This window comes from Myxococcales bacterium (assembly GCA_016706225.1).
In the GTDB taxonomy this organism is placed as follows: domain Bacteria; phylum Myxococcota_A; class Polyangia; order Polyangiales; family Polyangiaceae; genus JADJKB01.
Window position 1 is genome coordinate 455,424 of the sequence record JADJKB010000008.1, and the last position, 23,170, is coordinate 478,593.

The window sequence follows — 23,170 nt, forward strand, 5'->3', positions numbered from 1 at the left end:
AGGTGCAGCATGCGGCGTCCGCTCCGAAATCCAGGTTCAGCGCTCGGTCTCTCGCTCTGCTTCTTGCTCGCGGCGTGCAGCGCGAACGACGGAGGCGGCGGTCAAGGTGGCGCGGGAGCAGGGGGCAGCGGCGGCCTCGCGATTGGCGGCAGCGGCGGCTCGCTCAACGTTGGCGGAGGTGGCAGCGGCGGCGCGGCCGGCTCGAGCGGTGGCACGACTGGTGTTTGTGACCAGGCGGTCGACATCGTGTTCGTGATGGACGTGTCGACGAGCATGGGCGCGTTCCTGAGCAAGCTGGCCGGAGAGATCGAGGCCGTGGACAAGGCCGTCCAGACCCTGAACCTCAAGCAGCCTCCGCACTACGGCCTGGTCGTGTTCGTGGACGACACGCTGTTCGCGAACTCCTCCCAGCCGTACTCGGATGTGGCGGCTCTCAAGACCGATTTTCAGTCGTGGGCCAGCTTCACCTCGAGCAACCAGCAGACCGCGGGGGAAACTCCAACACGACCTACCCGGAGAACAGCCTCGACGGTTTGTATCGCGCAGCGAAGGAGTTCGCCTGGCGGCCGAAGTCGAGCACGCTGCGCATCGTGATCCACACGACGGACGACACCTTCGTGCAGGGGCCGACGACGTTCAACGGTGTGCAAGTGCTGCACAACTACCCGGAGACCGTGAAGGCGCTGCAAGACGAGCAGGTTCGGGTCTTCTCCTTCGCCTCGAAGCTCGGCGGTCCGCTCGAGAGCGACGACGTCAGCGGCGGCTGGTTTGCGCCGGTCGCCGGCAGCCCGACGGTGCCGGACGCGACCGGCGGCGGTGTGTACGAGCTCGACAGTGTGCTGAGCGGCGGGGTCTCTCTATCCGCTGCCATCCCCGCCGCCGTCAAGGACACCTATTGCAAGCCGTATCCCACTCCCAAGTGAAATGCGCGCTGTGACGCCTGATCACCCCCGGCGCACTTTGCAGCCGGGGCGGCTGGTCCTAGATTCCGGCAAGCTGTGAGCTCCGAACCCGAAAAACCTGCGGTCCCGATGCTTGGGCGGCGCGATCCGAAGCCGGCGTGGCTGAAGGTCAAGGCGCCGGGCGGCGAGCGTTACACGGCGTTGAAACAGACCTTCCGCAAGCTGGAGCTGAACACCGTTTGTGAGGAGGCGCGCTGCCCGAACGTCGGCGAGTGTTGGGGCGCCGGGACTGCCACCGTGATGATCCTCGGCCACACCTGCACTCGGGGTTGTCGCTTCTGTGCGGTGACCACGGGCAACCCGCGCGGCGCTGTGGACCCGCGGGAGCCCGAGCACGTGGGCAGGGCCCTTGCGAGCATCGGTCTTCGCTACGTGGTCTTGACCATGGTGGATCGCGATGATCTGCTCGACGGTGGCGCGCAGCACGTTGCAGAGACCGTGCACGCACTGCGGCGCCATCAACCCAGTTTGCTGGTCGAGACCCTGGTCGGAGACTTTGGCGGCCGCACCCGCGATCTGGACGTCGTGCTCGATGCCGCCCCGGACGTGTTCGCGCACAACGTCGAGGTCGTGCGTCGGTTGACGCCGCTGATCCGGGATCAACGCTCGGGCTACGAGCGCTCGCTGGAGGTCTTGCGCTACGCCAAGGTTCGGCATCCGGAGCGATTCGTGAAGAGCTCCGTGATGGTGGGCATCGGCGAGACCGACGCCGAGGTCGACGAGACGCTCGAAGACCTGAGGGCGGCGGGTGTGGATGTCGTCACGCTGGGCCAGTACCTGCGACCCAGCGAAAAACACACGGCGGTCGCGCGCTACGTGACGCCCGAACGCTTCGCCGAGTGGGCCAGCCGCGGCGCGACCCTCGGTTTTGCCCACGTTGCGTCGGGGCCACTCGTTCGGTCGAGCTACCATGCGGCGGAAGCCTTCGTGCTCGCGAGGCTCCGTCCCGGGCCGACCGGCCCGCTCGCTCCGGCCCGAGTCACTGTGGAACCCCCTGATCCAGCGCCTCCGGCGGGATTCGTCCCGAGCGCGCGCCTCGTCAGACGTCCCGCTGACGCCTGAGCGGGATTCGGCTAGTCTCGCCCGCCTCGAAAGGACCGGATGATGACCGACGAAAGCCTGCTCGGACGCGTGGCGACCAAGCTCAGCGAACCGCCGTCGTACGCGGAGCCGGGCCAGAAGGGGTCCATCCTCACGGTCGCCGCGGCGTCGTTTGGGAGCAAGCCCACCACCGACGACGTGACCCAGCCGACGGGCTTCGACCCAGAGGCCGCAGCGCTGTTCGAGGCCGTCGTCGAGAGCGCCTACCTGGTCGCCAACGCCGATGGGGACTTCGACCAGACGGAGCGGGCGGTGTTCGAGCAAGTGGTCGTGACCGCGTGTCAGGGGACCGTGGCCGAGGGGCAGGTCCACGCGCTGATCGAAGACCTGCGCGACCTGATGGAAGAAGACGGCATCGACAAACGCATCGCCATGGTCGCGCGCACGATTGCCAAGGTCGAGCATCAGCAGGAGGTGCTGCGGGTCGCCGCGCTCCTCGCCCACGTCTCCGGCGGCGTGAGTGACGTCGAGCGCGAGGTGCTGGTCAAGTTGCAACGCGCCTTCGGCCTGGATGACTCGGCGCTGGCGCGTGCGCTGGCGGAAGGCGAAGGCGCTTCCGGCTAGTGAGCACCGGCATCGTTCAGCTGTTTTGCGAGCACTGCCAGGTCTACCGCGCGCCGCACGAGACCCGCCTGGCGGGGCCGGCCCAGGCGGCCATCGCCGTGTGCGCCAGCTGCGGTGGCGCGCTGCGCAAGGAGGCGCAGCGGGTCACGCGCCCGCTCTCGGCGGAGCTGTTGCGTGCGTTCGTCTACCCCGCTCGGCCGGCGGTCGCGTTCTCGCTCGCTGTGACGGCGCTCGTGTCGGGCTTCCTGCGCTTCGTGCCGCTGATCGGCGGGCTCCTGTCGGCGACCCTGGTGATCGGGTACATCTTCATGGTGCTGCGCGCGAGCGCAGAGGGACGCGACGATCTCGCGGTGGACACCGACATCGCCGGGGGCCTGTCGGTCTGGATGGGACCCTTGGTGCGCTACCTGCTGACGTTCCTGGTGGCCTTTGCGCCGGCGCTGGCGGTGCTGATTGGCATGGGATGGGCGGCCGGTGCCCCGCTGGTCATCGCGGCCGCGGCGCTGGGAGTCCTCTACCTACCGGCGGGCATGATCATCGCGGCGCACGGCGACGGCTGCCTCTCACCTTTGTACCCAGTGCCAGCGGTGCAGCTGATCTTCCGCATCCCGCTGCCCTACCTGATCACGCTGGCATTTCTCTGCCTCAGTCTCGCGACCGGGGCTGCCCTGACCTGGGTCGTCGCGCGATTGCTCGGCGAGGTCCCCGTGCTCGGTGGATTGCTGATTCGCAGCGTCGGACTCCTGGGTCCGGTGGTGATGGCGCGACAGCTCGGCGTGCTGGTCCACGAGCACGGCGAAGAGCTCTGATCTGACGCGCCGCGTTGCGCTCCGCGAGCGGAATTTTGTCGGCCGTTTTACAGATTTGCAGCGTTGCGCTCTCCGCCCTTTGGTGAGCCCCGCGCTTGGTCTACGCTCCCTCGGCGCCCCGAGCCGGCACAGCGAGTGCCCGGCCCCTTCGGCGGAGCCGCATCCCGCGGGCGCTTCGGAGCACGATGACTTCAGCAGCAGAGAGCATCTACGAGCAGGCCGAACACGCCGACGACGTCGTGCGAGTGCTGCGCCCCGACGGAAGCCTGCAGGCGGACAGCGAGGCGGGAGTCTCGGCGGAAGAGGCCATTCATCTCTACCGGCACATGGTGCTGACGCGGCTCGTGGACGAGCGCCTCGTGACGCTTCAGCGCCAGGGCCGCATCGGCTTTCACATCGGTTCACTGGGTGAAGAGGCATCGATCATCGGTTCTGCGCACGCCATGCGCAAACAAGATTGGCTGTTCCCCTGTTACCGCGAGTTCGGCGCCGCGCTGCTCCGCGGCATGCCGCTGCAGCGTTACATGGACAACATGTTCGGTAACGCGAACGATCCGGTGCTCGGCCGCCAGATGCCCGACCACTACACCTGTCGCGATGCCCAGTTCGGCAGCGTGAGCTCACCCATCGGCACTCAGATCACCCAGGCCGTGGGGTTCGCTTGGGCAGCCAAGATCCAGAAGAAAGATCTGGCGGCGCTCGTCTACTTCGGTGAGGGCGCAACCAGCTCGAACGAGTTCCACAACGGCCTGAATTTCGCGGGTGTCTTCAAGACGCCGACGGTGTTCTTGTGCCGCAACAACGGCTGGGCCATCAGCGTGCCGACGGAGCGTCAGACCGCCAGTCAGACCTTCGCTGAGAAGGGTGTTGCGTACGGCGTTCCATCGCTGCGCGTCGATGGCAACGACCTGTTTGCGGTCATCGCCGTCACCCGCGACGCCGTGAGTCGAGCGGCGGCAGGCGAGGGGTCCACGCTGATCGAGGCCATCACGTACCGGATGAGCGGGCACTCGACCAGCGACGACCCGACGCGTTACCGGGACAAGAGCCTGCTCGACCCCTGGGCGGACAAAGATCCGCTCGGGCGCCTCAAGCGCTATCTGGAGAGGCAGGGCCTGTATAGCGACGCGGAAGAGCAGAAGATGCGAGGCGAGATCGACGAGCGCATCAAGGCCGCCATCGACACCGCGGAGAAGACCGCACCGCCCGCACTCGAGACGATGTTCGAGGGGGTGTACGAAAAGCTGCCCTGGCACCTGAAAGAGCAGCAAGACGCGCTGCTCGAAGGCCCCCGCGCTCCGAGCGCGCACCACTGACTAGAGGAAGAGAAGCGCGATGACTACGATGAACATGGTTCAAGCCATCAACGACGCGCTGCGCATCGCGATGCGCAAGGACGAGCGTGTGGTGGTGATGGGTGAAGACGTCGGTAAGGTCGGCGGAGTCTTCCGCGTGACCAGCGGCTTGTACGACGAGTTCGGTGATAGCCGCGTGGTCGACACGCCGCTCAGCGAGGGTGGCATCATCGGCGCCGCCTGCGGCATGGCCCTGTACGGCATGATCCCCGTGCCCGAGATCCAGTTCTCGGATTTCATCTGGCCCGCCTACGACCAGATCGTGAGCGAGGTCGCCAAGTACCGCTATCGTTCCGGCGGCGAATATACCTCGAAGATGGTGATCCGAACCCCGGTCGGCGGCGGGATCCGCGGCGGCCACTACCACTCCCAGCACCCCGAGGCGCAGTTCATCCACGTGGCAGGCCTCAAGGTGGTCTGCCCGTCGAATCCCTACGACGCCAAGGGGCTCTTGCTGGCGTCGATCGCCGACCCAGATCCGGTGCTCTTCTTCGAGCCCAAGCGCGTGTACCGAGCAGCGAAGGGAGATGTTCCCGAGGGCGAGTACACGGTCCCGCTCGAGAGCGCCGCCATCGTGCGCGAGGGCAGCCAGGTCACGGTCATCGCCTACGGCGCCATGCTGTACGAAGCGCTCGACGCGGCGCAGAAGGCCGCCGAACAGGGCGTCGACGCCGAGGTCTTGGATCTCCGCACGCTGTGGCCGGTCGACATCGAGACCATCATCACGAGCGTCAAGAAGACCGGCCGCCTGGTGATCGTTCACGAGGCGCCGCGCACCTGCGGCTTCGGTTCGGAGCTCTTGAGCTTGGTGATCGAAAAGGCGTTTTACCACCTGGAAGCGCCGCCCGCGCGCGTGACCGGCTACGACACTCCGTTCCCGTACACCCTCGAGATGGAGTACCTGCCGCTCTCCCACCGCATCCTGCCCGCCCTCTTGGAGACGGCACGCGCCGCCTGAAATCGGAGCTGAAGCGTATGAGTAACTTCGAGTTCAAGCTCCCCGACATCGGCGAAGGCGTCACCGAGGGAGAGATCGTCAACTGGCTCGTCAACGAGGGCGACGCGGTCCGCGAGGATCAAGAGATGGTCGAGGTGATGACCGACAAGGCCACGGTCACCATCGGTGCTCCCAAGGCCGGACGCATCCTCCGCCTCGGCGGCAAGGTCGGCGATATCGTGCCCGTCGGGCAGGTGCTGGTCGTGATCGAGATGGGCGCGGGTGCCGTCGCGAGCGCTGCCGCGCCGAGCGCGGTTGCTGCTGCGCCGGCGCCAGCGCAAAAGAAGGACGACGGTCCGGCGGCGACCGCGGTGGGTGACATCCGGGAGGACCTGCCCGGCATGAACCAGATGGCGCAACGCAAGCCCGCGGCGGCGGCGGTGAGCCCGAAGAACGGCGGTTACTTCAACGACAAACCGCTGGCCGCGCCGGCCACGCGCAAGCTCGCGCGGGAGATGGGCGTCGACCTCAAGCGAGTCCCGCCGAGCGGTCCCGTGGGGCGGGTGCTCCGGGAGGACGTCGAGCGCTTCGCGGTGAGCATCAAGGCGCCGACCCCGCTGATTCACATGCCCGCCGCCGAGGTATCGGTGCACCAGGCGGTGACACTGGTGCCTCGGGCCGAGCCCGCGCAACCGGTGAAGCGCCCCGAGATTGTGGGGCCCAGCCGCCAGGCCGGAGACCAGCGTGTCCCGATCCGCGGCATGCGCAAGCGCATCTACGACAACATGGCTCGCAGCAAACACACTGCGGCCCACTTCACCTACGTCGACGAGTGCGACGTGACGGGGTTGAAGGCGTTGCGGGAACGCACGCGGGCGTACGCCGAGCGGGACGGGGTGAAGCTGACGTTCTTGCCGTTCATCGTGAAGGCCGTGGTCGCAGCGCTGAAGCGGCACCCGGCTCTGAACTGCCTGGTCGACGACGTCGCCGGAGAGATGGTGCTGAAGGGCAGCTACGACATCGGGATCGCGGCGGCGACGGAGGCCGGGCTGATCGTTCCCGTCCTGCGCAACGCCGACCGGCTCAGCATCGTCGAGATCGGAAGCGAGCTCGAGCGGATGGGCGCGGACGCTCGCGCGGGCAAGATCCGCAAGGAAGATCTCGGCGGCTCGTCCTTCACCATCACCTCGCTCGGGAAGCTCGGAGGCCTGTTCGCCACGCCCATCGTCAACTACCCGGAGGTCGCCATCCTCGGTGTTCACGAGATGAAGCGCCGACCCGTGGTGAAGGACGATCAGATCGTGATCGGTGACGTCATGTTGCTCAGCTTGAGCTTCGATCACCGGATCGTCGACGGCCACGTCGGAGCGGCTTTTGCCCGGGAGATCGTCGATCTTCTGGAGCAGCCCGAGCGACTGCTGATCGCAATGAGCTGAACCGTCGGCGCGGGCAGCCTGGCACGTCTGGGAGCCGGTTTTCCCCTGACCACGCCGGGACGCGCGGGCGGTCATCAGGCTGGGTTGCCAGCGTTTGATGTGGTCCAGTGTGCGCACGGGGCAACATCCGGCCGGGCTTTGTCGCAGGGTTGCGGGTTTGGGTGTAGCCTTTCAACGTCGAGTGATGGGGCGCACGCCGAGAAAAACATGCAGCGCTTTCCTGGTGGCCGCTGGGCTGTGCCTGCTGGTCGCCCGCTCAGGTCACGCCGAGACCGGTCCCTCCGCCGAGGACATCAAGGTTGCAGGGACGGAGTACGACCTCGGCAGACAGTCCTACAAAAAGAAGAAGTGGGTCGAGGCGTCCGAACACTTCGAAATGGCGGACAGCCGTGCGCCGAGCGCGGTCACGCTCGAGCTCGCGCTCCGCTCGCGTGACAAGGCCAGTCAGCTCGATCGCGCCGCGATGCTCGCTGCCCTCGCGCTCCGGCGCCACCCCAAGGAAACAGCGCTCGTCAAGCTGGCTGAGTCGGTACTGAAGCGGGGGCGAGCTGAGCTCCATTCACTCACGGTCAAGTGCAGCCCCGCCTGCGATCTGGTCCTCGGCACCAAGCTGGTTCACGGCGTCGCTTCGACGGAGCGCACGGTGTTTCTGGCGCCGGGCACCACGCAGGTCAACGCAAGCTGGTCTGGCGGTCGCACCCGAAGCTCATCGCTCGAGGCAACCAAGGGCGGCAGTGGCGAGCTGTCGTTCGAGGCGCCGCCGGAGCCCAAACCCGAGGACGCCACGCCGGCTCAGGCGAAGCCCCGACCCGCTTCGGCGGTCGCACCAGGTCCGGCGCCGGCGCCGGCGGGTGATGCGGGCGCGGAGGCAAAAGGCGGGCTTCCCCCGCTGGTGTTCTTCGTCGGCGCCGGTCTCACGGCCGTGGCCGGTGGCTTGACGATCTGGAGCGGCATCGACACCCAGAACAACCCGGGCAAGGACAAGGTCCGAGAGCAATGCGCGGGGCAAGGCACGAGCTGCCCGGCGTATCAGGACGGTCTGGATCGACAGAATCGCACCAACCTGCTGCTCGGTGTCACTGCGGGCGTCGGGGTTGTCAGCGGCGTGATTGGAGCGTTTTTCACCGACTGGTCCGGCAAGGCCGACAAGAAGTCCGCTGGCATTTCGCCCTTCGTCGAGGTCGGTCGTGGCGCGTCCGTCGGCGCCCGAGGGAGCTTCTGAGCATGGCCGCCCGGTTGATCGACGTCGACAGCGAAGGCCGGCAGATCGTCGATCGTTACGAGCTGGTCGCCGAGATCGCCTCCGGCGGCATGGCCACGGTGTTCCTCGCGCGCCTCTCCGGGGTCGGAGGGTTCCAGCGACTGGTCGCCATCAAGCGGCTGCACCCGCATCTCGCATCCGAGAAAGAGTTCGTCGACATGTTCCTCGACGAGGCGAGGCTGGCGGCGGGTATCCACCACCCGAACGTGGTGCCCATCCTGGAGGTTGGCGCCAGTCCGCGCGGATACTACCTGGCAATGGAGTACATCGAGGGCGATACGCTGGCGCGGCTGTTGGCGCGAGCCGCGACCTCGGGTCAGCGCATTCCCGCCCCGATCGTCGTGCGCGTCGTGCTCGACATGCTGGCTGGGCTGCACGCGGCGCACGAGCTGAAGGACGAGATGGGGCAACCGACCGAGCTCGTGCACCGGGACGTGTCACCGCAGAACGTGCTCGTTGGGGGCGATGGGGTCTGCCGCATCACCGACTTCGGCGTGGCGCGGGCGGCGACGCGTCTCTCGGGCACGCGGGTCGGTCAGCTCAAGGGCAAAATCGCGTACATGGCGCCGGAGCAGGCGCTCGGGCAGGCCGACATCGATCGCCGCGCTGATGTTTTTGCGTCGGGCATCGTGCTCTGGGAGGTGCTGGCCGGACGCCGCCTGTTCAAGGCGGACAACGAGGCGGCGACGTTGTCGCGGGTACTCAACGATCCGATCTCGAACTTGCAAGCCGTGTGCCCCGACGTGGACCCCGAGCTGTCGGAGGTCGTGATGAAGGCGCTCGAGCGCGATCGCGAGAAGCGTTTTGCCACGGCGGCGCAGTTTGCCGACGCCATCGAACGCGTCGCGAGCCGAGCCGGCGTGCTGGCCTCGCCCAAAGAGCTCGCTGCCTACGTGGCCAGCGTGATCGGTGACGAGATTGCCCAGCAGCGGGATGCCGTACGAGCCTGGCTGGCTCGCAGTGAGCCGAGTCAGATCTCGGGTCTCGGATACGGACCCATCTCGTCCAGTGTGTCGAGCGCCGCCATGTTCGTGCCGGGGGGGGACATGACGCTTGCCGAACCCCGCTCCCTGAGTCACGTCACTCTCGTTGCTCCCCCGCCGCGCCCGGGGCGTACTGCGCTCTTCGTGGGCATCGGCGTGGCGGTCGCGCTCGTGCTCGGCGTCGGAGTGTTCTTCCTCGGCCGCTCGAGCCACGTCGAGGTGACCCAAGGTGCCGCTCCGCAGCCGACCGTAACGAGCCCCGTGGCCCCTCCCGAGCCGTCGGCCGCGGGCACGGCCGCGCCACCGGCGAGCGCGGAGCTGGCGCCGTCGGCAACCCCGTTGCCGAGCGCTTCTCAGGCGCCCGTGTCCAAGAAGCCAACGCCCGCCGTGAGCCAGAAGCCGGCCAACCCCTCGCACGCGCCGGGCCCTGGCGAAGAGCTCCCGAGCAACCCGTACCGCTGACCCTCGGCGTGGACAGGTCTCAGACGGGGTGGCTCTTGGCCCAGGAGTATGCGGTGTACGCCGCGGCGATGTGGCAGAGCCAACCGAAGAAGCCGCCGCTGCCGATCCATAGGCCGGGTGTGACGATGAGCCAGAACAGACCCCGGAGGAACTTGCCGTTGTAGAACTGGCCGACGCCCGGGATCACGAAGGACAGCACCGCTGCGGTGCCAGGCTTGCTCATGCCCGGCAAGATTGGAGCGGCTGCGCGGGTGTCAACCACTCGGCGCTTGCCCGGCAGGCGTCCGGCCCTGTGTGAGCGCCCGGGTCAGGCTGCCAAATGGGCCAGAAATCCCGCTCCGTTGACAGGGGATGGCTTGGCTGCTAGTTCTCGCCACCCCTTATTTCCCGGCGCAGGGTTTGTTCGTCCTTTCGCGGGGTTAGCGGGCGGGTGCGAGCCGTGGCCGTCAAGCGAATTTGCATCTTCACCGGGAACGCGAATCCCGAACTGGCGCACGAGATCGCACAGGTCTTGGGTTCGCCGCTGGGCGAAGCCCGTGTTTCGCGCTTCAGCGACGGGGAGACGTTCTGCGAGGTGCGCGAGAACGTCCGCGGGCTCGACACCTACGTGGTGCAGCCGACGAGCTCACCGGTGAACGACAACGTGATGGAGCTGTTGATCCTGTGCGACGCGCTCCGCCGGGCATCAGCGGCCTCGATCACCGCCGTGATCCCCTATTACGGATACGCTCGTCAGGACCGCAAGGTCGCTCCGCGCACCCCCATCACCAGCAAGCTGGTGGCGGACGTGCTGGTGACCGCCGGTGTGAACCGGGTGGTCTGCGCCGATCTGCACGCCGGCCAGATCCAGGGGTTCTTCAACATCCCCTTCGACCACCTGTATGCGCTCCCGGTCTTTCTCGAGGACTACTTCAAACATCGGTTCGACGAGAACGCCGTGGTCGTCTCGCCCGACGCCGGCGGAGTCGAGCGTGCGCGGGCCTACAGCAAGCGCCTCGGCGCGTCCCTGGCCATCGTGGACAAACGTCGCGAGCGCGCCAACGTCAGTGAGGTGATGAACATCATCGGCGACGTCAAGGACCTCGACTGCATCATCATCGACGACATCATCGATACTGCGGGCACGCTGTGCAACGCCGCCCAGGCGCTCATGGACCACGGCGCCAAGAGTGTGGTGGCGTGTGCAACCCACGGAGTCTTCAGCGGTCCGGCCATTCAGCGAATTTCAGAGTCCGCTCTCACCGAGGTGGTCGTCACCAACTCCATCGCGCCCTCGGACGAGGCCCGCGCGTGCAAGAAGATCAGGGTGCTCAGCATCGGGCGCCTGCTCGGCGAAGCCATTCGCCGCATCCACAACAGTGACTCCGTCAGCTCACTCTTCGTGTGAGCACACGGTCCGAAGGAATAGTCGTCATGCAGCTCGCCAAAATCCCCGCAGTCCACCGCACCTCGTCCGGCAAGAACGAATCGCGCCGTATGCGCAACGCCGGCTCCATCCCCGCCATCGCCTATGGCAAGGGTGAGCCCGCGGTCCATATCGCGCTGTCGCCCAAGGATCTGGTGGGAGTGCTCGCGCAGCCCCTGGGCAGGAACTCGCCCATCGAGCTCGACGTCGAGGGCAAGGGCAAGATCACCGTGCTCTTGACCGAGTATCAGTACCACCCGGTCTCACGCGCGCTGCTGCACGCCGACTTCCTCAAGATCGCACTGGACGCGACCGTGGACGTCGAGGTGCCCCTCGAGCTGACCGGCAAGTCCAAGGGTGTGGTCGAGGGCGGCGAGCTCCGGCAGGTCTTCCGCCGCGTGCCGGTCCGCTGTCTCCCCAAGGACATCCCCGTCAAGCTGGTGCACGACATCACCGAGCTCGGACTCGACGAGTCGCTGCCCGTCAGCGCCCTCGCGCTGCCGGCGGGCGTTGCCGTTCGGCTGCCGGCAGAGCAGACCGTCGCCGCGGTCGCCACCATGAAGAAGGTGGTCGAAGAGGAGACCGCGGCCACGGCGGCAGCAGTCGCTGGCGCAGCCCCGGCTGCTGGCGCAGCAGCGCCGGCCGCTGGCGCCGCGGCGGCCAAGCCCGAAGGCAAAGCCGACAAGAAGTGAACCGTTTGCGTGTGCGGAGGCCTGAACCAGGGCCTCCGCGCTCGGGCGGCTGAAGGCGGTCATGAGCGCCGAGTTGATGCTCGTGGTGGGGCTGGGCAACCCGGGTCCGCGCTACGCCGAGACGCGACACAACGTCGGCTTCCGGGTCGTCGAGCGCTGGGTCGACGCCCAGCGGGGTGGCCCCTGGCGCGAGAAGTTCTTCGGGCGCCTTGCTCCGCTGTCGCTGGCAGGGCGAAGCGCGGTGGCGCTCCTGCCGCAGACCTTCATGAACGAGTCGGGCCGCAGTGTGCAACCCGCCGCCGCCTTCTACAAAGTGGCGCCCGCCGACGTGCTGGTCGTGCACGACGAGCTCGATCTGCCCTTCGGTGAGCTGCGGCTCAAACAGGGTGGGGGAGATGCTGGACACCGGGGCCTCAGGTCGGTGACCCGGGACCTCGGCAGCCCGGATTATCTGCGGCTTCGCCTGGGGATTGGCCGCCCACCCCCCGATTTTCGCGGTGACGTAGCGGATTTCGTGTTACAGGCGTTCGCCCCTCACGAACAGGCGGCCCTCGAAGAGGTGCTCGCGCGGTCCGTCGAGGCGATTTCGCTCCTCTCGAACCGGGATGTTCCGGCCGCGATGAACGCGATCAATCAGCGCACACCGCGCTGAGGGTTCCTTGCTCCCGACCCGATCGGGGGCCGTAGTCCAGAAGGAGAGCTGATGACCGAGACAACGACCGCGGGCGCAAGAGCCCGCGAATACGAGACCATCTACATCATGCGACCGGCGGTGGCGAAAGAGGCCGCCGAGAAGATCGCAGGGCGCGTCGAAGAAGTGGTCGGCCGTGAGGGTGGCAAGCTGACTCAGGTCGAGACCTGGGGACGGCGAGCGCTCGCGTACCCCGTCGCCAAACAACGGCGCGGCGTGTACGTGTACGTCAAGTACATGGGCGGCGGCGCGCTCGTCAGCGAGCTCGAGCGGAACCTCCGCATGCTCGACGACGTGATCAAGTACCAGACCGTGCAGACCGGTGGTGACACCGAGCTGGCGGGCGTATCGGTGGATCCCGAGGCCGTGAAGTTCGAGGCCATCGAGGCGCCGGGCGACGACGAACAAGAGTACTCACTCGAGCGCGAGCTCGGGCTGGTCGACAGCCCCGACGCTCCCTCTCTGCGTGACGACAGCTACGACGAAGAGGCAGAAGCGCTCGCAGCAGTGGGCGGAGACGACGAGGAGGACAAATGAAAGACAAGGACAGGGGCTCCGTCCCGCCGCCTCCCGGAGGCGAAGCCGCCGGCGCGTTCCGCCGTGCTCGCCGTCGTGGTTGCACCTACTGCTCCGACGAGGCGCTGAAGATCGACTACAAAGATCCGCAGGCGCTCCGCTATTTCGTGACCGAGCGTGGCAAGATCGTCCCGCGTCGGATCTCGGGTGCTTGTGCCAAGCATCAGCGCGAGATCCAGGTCGCGGTCAAACGCGCGCGCAACATCGCGCTCTTGCCGTTCACCTCCAACTGAAAGGGAGACCTCACTCATGGCCAACCCAATCAAAGTCGTGCTCAGCCAAGAGGTGGAGAACCTCGGCGTGAGCGGTGACGTCGTGCGTGTCCGGCCGGGTTACGCGCGCAACTTCTTGATCCCTCGCGGGCTCGCGATCCCGGCGACGCCGTCGAACCTGGCCCGCGTGGACGACCTCAAGCGGGCCGCCGCATCGCGTGCCGCAAAAGAGCTGACCGCGGCTCGAGAGATCGCCAAGAAGATCGGCAACGTCAGCGTGAAGATCTCCCGCGCCGTCGGTGACGAGAACAAGATGTTCGGGTCCGTCACGACCCGCGACATCGAAGAAGCGTTCGCCAAGGTGGGCGTGGAGATCGATCGCAAGAAGCTGGTCTTGCCCGAGCCGCTCAAGTTGCTCGGACTGCACGACGTCATGCTCAAGCTTCACTCCGACGTGTCGGTGGCGCTGAAGGTGGAGGTCGTGAAAGAGAGCTGATTTTCTTTCGCAACTTTCAAGCTTGAATCTGAGCGCGCGTTTTGAGACAAGCGCGTCTCGACACCCCGGCTGCCCCGTGCACGCCGGGGTGTCGTGCATTTGAGGTCCTGGGGACAACCGGTGGAGCACGTATGGGCAAGCTGGGAACGAGCGTGACCTTTCCTGACCGAGCGCTGGCCCAGGAATGCGCTACAGCCCGAGCAGGCGAGTGATGCAGCACGATCGACAGCGAAATCGGGATCTGGCTCAGGAGCTGAAGCCGATGGGGGGCCGGGTACCGCCCCACGACCTCGATGCCGAGGCCGCCGTGCTGTCCGCCGTGCTCTTGGCGGCCGAGGCCTTCGATCGGGTGCAGGAGGTGCTGCTCCCCGAGCATTTCTACGCGGATGCGCACCGTCGCATCTTCGAGGGGGTGCTCGACCTGCACAGCGCCAACAAACCCGTGGACCTGGTCACGGTGGCCGGGTGGCTCCGGGACCGCGACCGCATCGGTCAGGTCGGCGGCATGGAGTACCTGGCGCAGCTGTCCGACGCCACGCCCGCGGTCGCCCACGTCGAGACCCACGCCAAGCTCATCCGCGAGAAGTGGCGCATGCGCCAGCTGATCGCGACCTGCCAGCGCTTCTCCGCCGAGGGCTACTCTTCTTCGGAGGAAGTTCAGTCCTTCATCGATCAGGCCGAGCAGGCGGTGTTCGACATCGCCCGCATCCAAGAGGGCTCGTCCATCGTCCCGGTGAAAGACGCCATTCACCAGGCGTTTCAGATCATCGCCGAGGCCGCACGCCGGGGCGGGGGCATCACGGGCACACCGACCGGGTTCAAGCAGCTCGACCGCAAGATCGCGGGTCTGCACCCCGGCGACCTCTACATCGTCGCGGGGCGCCCCGGCATGGGCAAGACCTCGCTCGTGCTCAACATGGCGGTGAACGTCGCGATGCCGCGTCGCCGCGTGGTCGACGAGAGCTCCGACGCCTACACCGAGGGAGAGATCGAGGAGCCGGGGGACGGCGTTGCGTTCTTCTCGCTGGAAATGCCCCGCGAGCAGCTGGCCTCGCGTTTGCTCGCCGTCGAGGCACGGGTGGACGTGTCGCGCATCCGCAGCGGTGAGATGCGGCGGGAAGACTGGAACAAGCTCACGGACGCAGCGGCTCGGCTCGGGCGCCTGCCAATCTGGCTGGACGACACGCCGGGCCTCACGCTGCTCGATCTGCGCGCCAAGATCCGCCGGCTTCAGGCCGACGTAAAGCGTGGTGAGGCGCCGGGCGGGGCCAAGAAGATCGGGCTCGTCTGCATCGACTACCTGCAGCTCATGCAGGGTCGGCGAGATGCCGCCAGTCGCGAGCAGGAGATCAGCGAGCTGTCGCGTGGGCTCAAACAACTGGCAAAAGAGATGAGTGTCCCCGTGATGGCGCTTTCGCAGCTCAATCGCTCGGTGGAGACCCGGACCAGCAAGGACAAACGACCGCAGCTCAGTGATCTGCGCGAGTCGGGCGCCATCGAGCAGGACGCCGACACCATCTGTTTCATCTACCGCGACGAGTATTACTTCAAGGACAGCCCGGATCGGGGGATCGCAGAGCTCATCATCGCCAAACAGCGAAACGGTCCAACGGGGTCCGTGAAGGTGAAGTTCACCTCCGAGTTCACACGCTTCGACGACCTCGCGCCGGACGAGTACGAGTTCGACGAGGCGGATGGTTTCGACGTCGGGGCGGCCTGAAGGGGGCCGCCGCGCGAGGGGCCGTCGGGGGTCGCCCGGCGACGCGACGTCCTGGCGAGTGGGCGGTTTCCGCGCGGTTTTGCTGCGGCAGGCGACGGCTGCACCCGGGGGCGATCCGGCGACGCTGGCGGCGGCGTGCTACGATCCGCCCGCCATGCGCGGACGAGTCCTTTTCACGACTTCGATCTTGTTGTCCTTGCCGTTCGTAGCCTGCGGGCGGTCGGAGCCGGAGGACGAGTTCGGACTGCCGGGGGTCGGCGGCGCGTCGTTCGGTGGAACGGGGACGGTCGATGGAGGGGGCAGCGGCGGCACCGGCGCGACGGGCGCGTTTGGCGGCTTCGCGGGTGAAGGGGCGTTTGGCGGCGCTGCGGGCAGCGGAGCGTTTGGTGGTCTTGCTGGCCAGGGCGGCGCTGCGGGCAGTGGAGCGTTTGGTGGCGTGGCCGGCAGCGGTGCGTTCGGCGGAGTGGCGGGCAGTGGAGCGTTCGGTGGTGTGGCGGGCAGCGGAGCGTTCGGTGGTGCGGCGGGCAGCGGAGCAAGCGGCGGCATCGGAGCAACTGGCGGCACCGGCGCAACCGGCGGCACGGGTGCGACCGGCGGCACGGGTGCGACCGGCGGCACGGGTGGCATCAAGGACGGCGGAAACTTCTTCGATGCGTTCCCGTTCCCTGACACCGGACCGATCGCGGACTGCGTGAGCTGCGCGGAGCAGAGCTGCAAGAACCAGGTGAACGCTTGTTACAACGACAAGGCCTGCGCAAACGGTGTGGTGTGTGCCATCACCAGCTGCGGCGGATTCAACCTGCAGTGTGTGCTCAGCTGCTTCCAGGGAAAGTTTCAGGCTGCCATCAAGGCGTTCCAGGCGTTCACGTGCCTCGCCCAGAACTGCGGGCAAGACTGCATCGGGTTGGCTGGCGGCGGCGGGGGCGGTCCTCCTGGTGGCGGGGGCCCTCCGGGCGGTGGCGGGCCACCGACGCCCGGGGGCGGTTTGCCGGCGAATCAGTCGCTGCCGCGAGCCGGCGGTTTCCAGGGTTACGTGACCGACGAGATGTCCGCCGCGAGCGGCTTGCCCAAGGGCCCGGTTTACTTCCCGTCGCTCGAGGTGTTCGAAGCGGTCGGGCGTTCGGGGCAGTGAGCGGCAGCTCAGAGCATCAGGTGCTCGGCTAGCTCTCGCATCAAATCGGTCGTGCCTTCGTGGGTCGGTGCGCTCACCATGCGAAGCGCAATGCCGAGCTTCTCGAACTCGGCCTTGAGCTCCGGGTAGGCTTCCCGCACGTCGGGTAGATCCGACTTGGTCAGCGCCACGACCTCGGGCCGCGTGAGCATCTCGGGATTGAACGCGCCGAGCTCCTTGCGCAGCACGTGGTAGTCCGCGATGGGGGAGCGATCCGGCTCGTCCGAGAGGGTGACGAGATGCAAGAGCACGCGCGTGCGTTCGACGTGCTTCAAGAAGCGAATGCCGAGACCCGCGCCCTGGCTCGCGCCGGGGATCAGTCCGGGGATGTCCGCCACCACGAAGTTCTTGCCGAGCCCGCCGCGGTGATCACCGATGCTCACGACACCGAGGTGGGGCACCAGCGTGGTGAAGGGGTAGTCGGCAATCTTGGGGTGGGCACGGCTGACGGCGCTGATCAGAGTGCTCTTGCCCACGTTCGGGTAGCCGAGCAGCCCGACGTCCGCCATGACCTTGAGCTCGAGACGTAGATTCTTCTGCTCACCGGGTTCGCCCGGCTCGGCGCGGCGGGGCGCGCGCTCGACGCTGCTGGCGAAATGTTTGTTGCCGCGACCGCCCTTGCCCCCGCGCGCCACCACGAAGCGCTCGTCCGGTCGGGTGAGCTCACACAGTTTTTCGCTGCGGTCGACGTCGAGCACGATGGTGCCGAGCGGAACCCGAAGCTCGGAGTCCGGACCGGAGCGGCCGAACATGTCCTTGCCACCGCCGGGCTCGCCGCGGCTCGCGCGGATCACCCGGATGTGGGCCAGATCGTAGAGTGTGCCGAGGCCCGAGTCGGCGACGAAGACCACGTCTCCCCCGCGACCGCCATCGCCGCCCGCCGGTCCCCCGAGCGGCAAGAACTTCTCGCGGCGGAAGGCCACGGCCCCGCGTCCGCCGTCGCCGGCCTCCACGCGCAGCGAGCATTCGTCCAAGAATCGCATCAGGAACCCACGCCGCGGCGTTCGTGTTTCAGCGCCCGCTCACTTGCGGCCGGTCGGAGGCCTGAGCGGCAGCGGGCTCTGCTGTTGCGCGCGAGTTGCGGGTTGGCGTTGTCCGGTGATCACCGCGTCGATTGCCTCGACCGCCGCGAGCACGGCCTCGACGCCGAGCTCCCGCGCCGGCGCCTCGTGGAACAGCCGCGGCACCCGCTCGAGACGCAGCGTAGTTGCCTTGCTGAGATCCACTTCGCGCTCCACGAAAGCCTCGAACGAGTTGAACCCCTTGGCTTCGTACAGGCGTCCGTCTCGGATCATGCCGAGCACCTGACCCAGCTCGTAGAACTTCTCGTTCGGGTGTTTGCGCAACGTGCGGATCTTCATCATCGCGTTGTGCAGCTCGGCCACGCGAGTCTTGATGAGATCTGCGCGCTCGGGGACCCTCAGGGTTGCGCGGGCGCTGCCTGGCGGGGGAGGCGAGGCATTGCGTGCGCGGGCCTCGGCCGCGTGTTTTGCCGCGTGGCGTGCAGCCCACGGCGCCGCGCCGCGCAGTCCGCTGCGTCGAGCGTCCGCGGCTTCGTCGGCCTTGGCCGCGGCGCCTTTTTTCGCCGCAGCCTTTCCGCCCTTGGCGCCGCCGCCCTTGGCGCCGCCGCCCGACTTCGCCGACGACTTCGCGGCCTTGCCGCCGCCGGTCGACTTCGCCTTGGTTTTTTCTTTCTTCCCCATCGGAGCATCCCCCCCGCCCGCGTAGGGGGTCGGGGTGCTGGGATCCGTTTTCGACGCGACCCCTGAAGTAGTTCAGGCAAAGCCTAGTCCATGCCAGACCGATGCGCCAAATTCCCTTACAGATCAGGGGTCTCGCGGCCAGGGCGGCCGTCCCGGGGACCCCCGTGATACACCGCGCCGGTGACCGAGAGCCCGCCGGCCTCGCCCGACAAAAAGCCGAGCCTACCGCCGGCCCGGGAGCGCATTGCCGTCGTGGTCAACGGCAACGCCAAGAGTGTCACGGCAGAGGTGATCTCGACGCTGGACCAGATCCTCCTCGGCGGGGATCTGTTCGTCTCCCGGCGGCTGGAGGACGCGTCCGAGATCGCTCGCACGCTGGTCAACCGTGGCTACGGCACGGTGCTGACCGGTGGGGGCGACGGCACGTTCACCGTCATGGTTACCGAAGTCGTTCGCGAAGCGAAGCTGCAAGGCAAACCGTTTCCGCGCTTTGGTCCGTTGAAGCTCGGGACAGGCAACGCACTGGCTTGGGTCGCGGGCGCGAGCCGGGTCAAGGGCCGCGGGTTGAGCGCCGACATCCAGCGTCTGCGGGAAGACGCTGGGAGTCGCCCGCTCAGCCTGGTGGACGTCGAAGGATTCTTGGCGCCGTTCGCGGGGTTCGGCGTCGATGCTGTCGTGCTTCAGGACTACGCCGACGTCAAAGCGATGCTCTCCAAGACCCCGCTCAAGCGCTACGCGGCGGGCGGGCTCAGCTACGCGCTGGCCTCGGTCACGCGCTCCATTCCCAGCTACCTCGTGCGCGCGGTGCCGCACGTCCGGATCCAGAACGAGGGTGCGGAGGCGTATCGCATTGGTGAAAAGGGTGGCCTTTTGGGGCGACCGATTCCGAAGGGTGAGACCATTTACGAGGGGCCGGCGCGGATCGTAGGCCTCGCCACGATCCAGTACTACGGCTTCGGGTTTCGTATGTTTCCCTTCGCAGATGAACGAACGGACCGCATGCAGCTCAGGGTCTCCACCATAGGCTCGCTGGCATTCGTCCGGAATTTCCCGGCAATTTGGCAGGGTGAATACCACGACCCCAACTTCGTGTTCGACTACCTGGTCGACGCCGTGAGCATCGAGATCGATCCGCCGACCATGCTGCAAATCGGTGGAGACCCACGAGGTGAGCGCTCTCGGGTCCACGCCCAGGTGTCCCGAGAACCCATCCGCCTGGTCGATTTCTACTCGCCGCCCAGCGCCACTTGAGCCAACGAAATTCACCGGGACTTTCCAGCGTGTCCGCGGCATCATTCATGGCACCTCTCGAACCGCTGCCATGAAGCTCCCTGTCTTCGTCGTTGCTGCGAGCCTCGCGCTCCCGTGGTCGCTCGCGCGGGCCGAGTCGGCAACCGAGGCGCGGCTGTCGTGTCGGCGCGAGGCGGTGCCGGGCCGAGTGCTGTGTGAGGTCGAGGTGGAGGTTCCGCGAGGGCGGCTGGCCTGGGCGGACGTCCTGGTGACCCGCACACCCGACTTCGCCCGAACGCTGAAGGCACGCATTGGTCCTCGAAGTGCCAGCGGGGGTACTCCCCGGCGACTGCGCCTGCCGCTTGCCCTCGCTGCAACCCGCACGGGAAGTGGCGAGGTCGTGGCGACCGCCCGCTGGGTCATGTGCGTCCCGCGTACGTTCGGCGGTGAGCTCTGTTCGCCGCAGACCCGCAGCATCACGACTCGGGTCGAGGTGGGAGCGACGGAGTCAGCGAGGCCCTGATGGCTCGCCGTTCGATGCGGATGGCCGAGCTCGAGCGCCTGTCCGGAGTGCCGAGGGAGACCATTCATTACTACCTGCGGGAGGGCCTGCTGCCGACCCCGAGTCGCCCCGGTAAGACCCAAGCGCTGTACGACGAATCACACCTCGAACGGCTCCGGTTGATTCGACGCCTGCGCGAAGAAAAGTACTTACCTGTCGCGGTGATCCGCAGCATCCTTCAGGCAGGTCTCGAACGTCCGCCCAGCCCAGATCTCGACACCCTCGCCGACGTGCTGCGCATCGCGCCGCACCTCGAACCCGGCCGCCCGGCGCCGACCGTGGCGGACGCCGAGGTCCAGCGCGTGGCGGAGGAGCTGGGTCTGATCGGCCCCGGCGAGCGCCCTGACGATCCCAGCGTCGCGCGGGTCCTCGCCACCGTGGCCGAGGCCGTTGGGTTGGAGGGTGCAGCCCGTGAGCTGACCCTCGACGATCTGCGGGTCAGCGCGCCGATGGTGGGGCGGCTGGTCGAGGCGGAGGCAGCGGTGTTCTTCGATCTGGTGATGCGCCGCGGCGACATGGCGGAGGCGGTTCGCGCGCTGCGCGGGGGGCGCTCGGCGGTCGCTCGTTTCCTGACGTCGTACCGTGATCTCATGCTGCGTCGCATCGTGGAGGCGCTGCTCTCGGCGGTGAAGGGCGCTTCGGCCGCCGTGGAGCAGGCGACGCCCCTGGGGCTCAGCGCGGGGCTCTTGCGTCGGGTGGGTGCTGCGGGTCACGCCGAGGAGTTGTCGAGCCGCGCGCGGGGAGGCGATCCGGCTGCGGCGAACGATCTGGTCTGGTTTTGGTTCGCGCTCGGTGCCAATCGCGAGCTCGGCCGGCTGAGCCACGACGTGACTCGGTTGCTGCGGCCCCGAGCGCAGGTCCTCGTGGCTTGCGCGAACCCAACACCCGCAGGCGCGCTCGCGGCGAGGCTCGATGGCCTCATGGCGCGGGCTGGCAGCTTTCCGCTTGGAGAGGTGCTGGCCGCCGAGCACGCGCTCCGGGACGCGCTCGGCGTGCCAGATGCCGGCGAGGGCGTCCTCGAGAGGGCCGTACCTGCGCTTCATCGGCTGTATTTGGCGGATCCGAGCGCTGACGCCGATCCGCTGGCTTCGGCCTTGGCCTACCTGCAGAGAGGCCTGGTTGGCTTCGCGCTGCCGCCTGCGCTCGGTCGTGCCCGGCAAGCCGTTCAGGACCTGGAAGGTGCGCTCGGCGTGGTGATGAGCACTCCCGGTCGGCTGCACTCGGCAGTCGTGGCGCGCATCGAGGGCAACGCGCGGCTCACGCTCGGGCGGCAGTGGGTGCTGGGCGGGCGCGAGCCCGACGGGCTTGCCCAGCTGACTCGGGCCGGGGCCATCGATCCCGCCGGCCCTCTCGCGCGGGCAGCCGAGAGCGCCGTCGTCCGTCCAGGGCCGGAGATCTTGGCCGAAGCGCAGCGCTCGCGGTAATTCGCGTGCATGCGGCTGCCTGGGCGCCTCTCGGCAACGACTCTGGGGGATCTCCTCGGTGTGATGCATCGCGAGCGGCTGTCCGGGATCCTGGAGCTGATCGAGATCGAGGGTGCACAAGCAGGTCGCGCGCATCGAGTGCACCTCGACGCGGGGCTCGTTGCGCAAGTGGATAGCGCGCTCGGTGTGCCGCGGGTTGGTGAGATCCTGAAGCAGCAGGGGTTCGTCGGCGACGAGGCGCTACGTCGCCTCACCCGCGAGCTCACGCGCGCTCCCGGCCGCCGTGCCGGGGAGGTCCTGCTCGAGGGCGGCCAGCTCTCACCCCAGGCGCTCGGTGCGGCCTTGCGACGCCAGCTGCGCCAGCGACTGGACGCATTGTTCACACTGCCGGACGCCGAGCTGAGGTTTCACGTTCGGCGCGCCACGACCGAGCGCCCTATCCCGCTCTCACCCCGGGAATTTCTGCATCAGCGGCCCCGCAAGCGCGATCGCGACGGCTCGCGGCGCCCGCCTGTGGGCACGGCGCCGCCCACCCCGGGCCGAGACCGAGCGCGCTCACAAGCCTTCGCGGTCCTCGGGCTCGCAGCCGACGCTCCACGCGACTCGGTGCAGCGCGCGTTCCGCAAGCTCGCCCGCGCTGCGCATCCCGATCGTCACCCCGCTGCCTCTAGCGAAGAGCGGGCCGAGCTGCTCAAACAATTCGCTGCGCTCAGCGCGGCGTACCACTTGCTCGTGGCCTGAGCGCGCCCGCTTCGAGTCAACCCATCTGCGCGCGCCACTTGCGCAGCAACCTCGGCAACGCCCGAAGATCATCGAGCACGGCGTCGGGACGCTCGCGCTCCAGAGTGGCGACGGGTGTGTTGCCGAAGGTGAGCGCCACACATCGGGCACCTGCGCTTCTGCCACACTGGATGTCCTGCGGGCCGTCCCCTACCATCACGGTCAGCTCCGGTCGTGCGTTCAAACGACGCATCAGCCCGAGCAGCGGCGCGGGATCCGGCTTCTTCTGGGGCAGATCATCGCCCGCAGCGACCGCCCGGAAGAAACCGCCGAGGCGTAGGCCTGCGAGCACGCGTCCGGTCGTCACGCGCGGTTTGTTCGTGCACAGCGCCAGCGGCAGCTCCTCGCCGAGCAGCTCGAGCACCGAGAGCGCGTGGGGCATGGGCCGTGTGTTGTCGGTGGCGTGCGCCGTGTAGAACTCCAGAAAATCCGCCAGCAGCGCCTCGAGCTCCGGAGCGTGCTCGTCGAGCCCGGCTGCGCGACTGAGTAGCGGCCGTGCGCCATCGCCGACAAAACGGCTGATGACCTCCACGGGCAGGGCCGACTTGCCGTGGCGGATCAGCGCATGGTTGGTGGCGTGTGCAATGTCCAGACGTGAGTCGACCAGCGTGCCGTCGAGATCAAAGACCACCCACATC

Annotated in this window: 25 protein-coding genes and 1 pseudogene; 22 read left to right on the forward strand and 4 right to left on the reverse strand. The window is 67.6% G+C overall.

The window, feature by feature from the left end; genetic code table 11:
- Positions 1–9: 9 nt before the first annotated feature.
- The 10 genes from IPI67_16010 to IPI67_16055 all read left to right on the forward strand — a co-directional run bounded on the left by IPI67_16010 (position 10) and on the right by IPI67_16055 (position 9,870).
- On the forward strand, positions 10–594 hold the full coding sequence (locus IPI67_16010) for a VWA domain-containing protein (protein ID MBK7581700.1): 585 nt from the start codon (positions 10–12) through the stop codon (positions 592–594).
- Positions 591–923, forward strand: coding sequence for a hypothetical protein (locus tag IPI67_16015; GenBank protein MBK7581701.1), 333 nt, complete (start codon positions 591–593; stop codon positions 921–923). The genes IPI67_16010 and IPI67_16015 overlap by 4 nt, the downstream gene beginning before the upstream one ends.
- Before the next feature lie 108 nt (positions 924–1,031).
- Positions 1,032–2,024: a lipoyl synthase gene (gene lipA / locus IPI67_16020; protein ID MBK7581702.1), complete on the forward strand. Its 993-nt coding sequence runs from the start codon at positions 1,032–1,034 to the stop codon at positions 2,022–2,024.
- A 42-nt stretch (positions 2,025–2,066) separates the two neighbouring features.
- Entirely contained in the window at positions 2,067–2,627 is a 561-nt protein-coding gene (locus tag IPI67_16025) for a tellurite resistance TerB family protein (GenBank protein MBK7581703.1), read from the forward strand.
- On the forward strand, positions 2,627–3,436 hold the full coding sequence (locus tag IPI67_16030) for a hypothetical protein (GenBank protein ID MBK7581704.1): 810 nt from the start codon (positions 2,627–2,629) through the stop codon (positions 3,434–3,436). Before IPI67_16025 ends, IPI67_16030 begins: the two co-directional genes overlap by 1 nt.
- A 185-nt stretch (positions 3,437–3,621) precedes the next feature.
- Positions 3,622–4,752 carry a thiamine pyrophosphate-dependent dehydrogenase E1 component subunit alpha gene (locus IPI67_16035; protein MBK7581705.1) on the forward strand — a complete coding sequence of 377 codons (1,131 nt, stop codon included), beginning with the start codon at positions 3,622–3,624 and terminating at the stop codon, positions 4,750–4,752.
- Between the two features lie 19 nt (positions 4,753–4,771).
- Positions 4,772–5,749 (forward strand): alpha-ketoacid dehydrogenase subunit beta, encoded by a 978-nt coding sequence (locus tag IPI67_16040; GenBank protein ID MBK7581706.1) that lies wholly within the window; start codon positions 4,772–4,774, stop codon positions 5,747–5,749.
- A gap of 17 nt (positions 5,750–5,766) precedes the next feature.
- Positions 5,767–7,164 carry a 2-oxo acid dehydrogenase subunit E2 gene (locus IPI67_16045; GenBank protein MBK7581707.1) on the forward strand — a complete coding sequence of 466 codons (1,398 nt, stop codon included), beginning with the start codon at positions 5,767–5,769 and terminating at the stop codon, positions 7,162–7,164.
- 223 nt (positions 7,165–7,387) lie between these two features.
- A complete protein-coding gene (locus tag IPI67_16050; protein MBK7581708.1) occupies positions 7,388–8,386 on the forward strand; it encodes a hypothetical protein in 999 nt (332 codons plus the stop codon).
- Positions 8,387–8,388: 2 nt separating this feature from the next.
- A complete protein-coding gene (locus tag IPI67_16055) occupies positions 8,389–9,870 on the forward strand; it encodes a protein kinase (protein MBK7581709.1) in 1,482 nt (493 codons plus the stop codon).
- A gap of 19 nt (positions 9,871–9,889) precedes the next feature.
- On the opposite strand, the gene IPI67_16060 is transcribed toward IPI67_16055, so the two are convergent.
- Positions 9,890–10,093: a hypothetical protein gene (locus IPI67_16060; GenBank protein MBK7581710.1), complete on the reverse strand. Its 204-nt coding sequence runs from the start codon at positions 10,091–10,093 to the stop codon at positions 9,890–9,892.
- 216 nt (positions 10,094–10,309) lie between these two features.
- On the opposite strand from IPI67_16060, the gene IPI67_16065 reads away from it, so the two are divergent.
- The 8 genes from IPI67_16065 (at position 10,310) to IPI67_16100 (ending at position 16,794) form a co-directional block, all read left to right on the forward strand.
- Entirely contained in the window at positions 10,310–11,257 is a 948-nt protein-coding gene (locus IPI67_16065; protein ID MBK7581711.1) for a ribose-phosphate pyrophosphokinase, read from the forward strand.
- 26 nt (positions 11,258–11,283) lie between these two features.
- Positions 11,284–11,967, forward strand: coding sequence for a 50S ribosomal protein L25 (locus tag IPI67_16070; GenBank protein ID MBK7581712.1), 684 nt, complete (start codon positions 11,284–11,286; stop codon positions 11,965–11,967).
- A gap of 73 nt (positions 11,968–12,040) precedes the next feature.
- Positions 12,041–12,619 carry an aminoacyl-tRNA hydrolase gene (locus IPI67_16075; GenBank protein ID MBK7581713.1) on the forward strand — a complete coding sequence of 193 codons (579 nt, stop codon included), beginning with the start codon at positions 12,041–12,043 and terminating at the stop codon, positions 12,617–12,619.
- 51 nt (positions 12,620–12,670) lie between these two features.
- Positions 12,671–13,195: a 30S ribosomal protein S6 gene (gene rpsF, locus IPI67_16080; protein ID MBK7581714.1), complete on the forward strand. Its 525-nt coding sequence runs from the start codon at positions 12,671–12,673 to the stop codon at positions 13,193–13,195.
- Positions 13,192–13,467: a 30S ribosomal protein S18 gene (locus IPI67_16085; protein MBK7581715.1), complete on the forward strand. Its 276-nt coding sequence runs from the start codon at positions 13,192–13,194 to the stop codon at positions 13,465–13,467. Before rpsF ends, IPI67_16085 begins: the two co-directional genes overlap by 4 nt.
- Before the next feature lie 28 nt (positions 13,468–13,495).
- Positions 13,496–13,942: a 50S ribosomal protein L9 gene (locus IPI67_16090; GenBank protein MBK7581716.1), complete on the forward strand. Its 447-nt coding sequence runs from the start codon at positions 13,496–13,498 to the stop codon at positions 13,940–13,942.
- A gap of 211 nt (positions 13,943–14,153) precedes the next feature.
- On the forward strand, positions 14,154–15,662 hold the full coding sequence (gene dnaB / locus IPI67_16095) for a replicative DNA helicase (protein ID MBK7581717.1): 1,509 nt from the start codon (positions 14,154–14,156) through the stop codon (positions 15,660–15,662).
- 154 nt (positions 15,663–15,816) lie between these two features.
- Positions 15,817–16,794, forward strand: a complete 978-nt coding sequence (locus IPI67_16100) for a hypothetical protein (protein ID MBK7581718.1) — start codon at positions 15,817–15,819, stop codon at positions 16,792–16,794.
- A gap of 8 nt (positions 16,795–16,802) precedes the next feature.
- On the opposite strand, the gene obgE is transcribed toward IPI67_16100, so the two are convergent.
- A complete protein-coding gene (gene obgE, locus IPI67_16105) occupies positions 16,803–17,816 on the reverse strand; it encodes a GTPase ObgE (protein ID MBK7581719.1) in 1,014 nt (337 codons plus the stop codon).
- 39 nt (positions 17,817–17,855) lie between these two features.
- Positions 17,856–18,536 (reverse strand): hypothetical protein, encoded by a 681-nt coding sequence (locus IPI67_16110; protein MBK7581720.1) that lies wholly within the window; start codon positions 18,534–18,536, stop codon positions 17,856–17,858.
- 252 nt (positions 18,537–18,788) lie between these two features.
- Between IPI67_16110 and IPI67_16115 the strand changes: the two genes are divergently transcribed.
- The 4 genes and pseudogenes from IPI67_16115 (at position 18,789) to IPI67_16130 (ending at position 22,493) form a co-directional block, all read left to right on the forward strand.
- Positions 18,789–19,787, forward strand: a complete 999-nt coding sequence (locus IPI67_16115; GenBank protein MBK7581721.1) for a hypothetical protein — start codon at positions 18,789–18,791, stop codon at positions 19,785–19,787.
- A 70-nt stretch (positions 19,788–19,857) separates the two neighbouring features.
- Positions 19,858–20,289: a hypothetical protein gene (locus IPI67_16120; GenBank protein ID MBK7581722.1), complete on the forward strand. Its 432-nt coding sequence runs from the start codon at positions 19,858–19,860 to the stop codon at positions 20,287–20,289.
- 14 nt (positions 20,290–20,303) lie between these two features.
- Positions 20,304–20,513: pseudogene (locus IPI67_16125) on the forward strand (MerR family transcriptional regulator).
- A 1,248-nt stretch (positions 20,514–21,761) separates the two neighbouring features.
- Complete coding sequence (locus IPI67_16130) at positions 21,762–22,493, forward strand: J domain-containing protein (protein MBK7581723.1); 732 nt, start codon at positions 21,762–21,764, stop codon at positions 22,491–22,493.
- 16 nt (positions 22,494–22,509) lie between these two features.
- Here IPI67_16130 and IPI67_16135 read toward each other — a convergent pair whose 3' ends face one another.
- Positions 22,510–23,169, reverse strand: a complete 660-nt coding sequence (locus tag IPI67_16135) for an HAD-IA family hydrolase (protein ID MBK7581724.1) — start codon at positions 23,167–23,169, stop codon at positions 22,510–22,512.
- Between the last annotated feature and the right edge of the window lies 1 nt (position 23,170).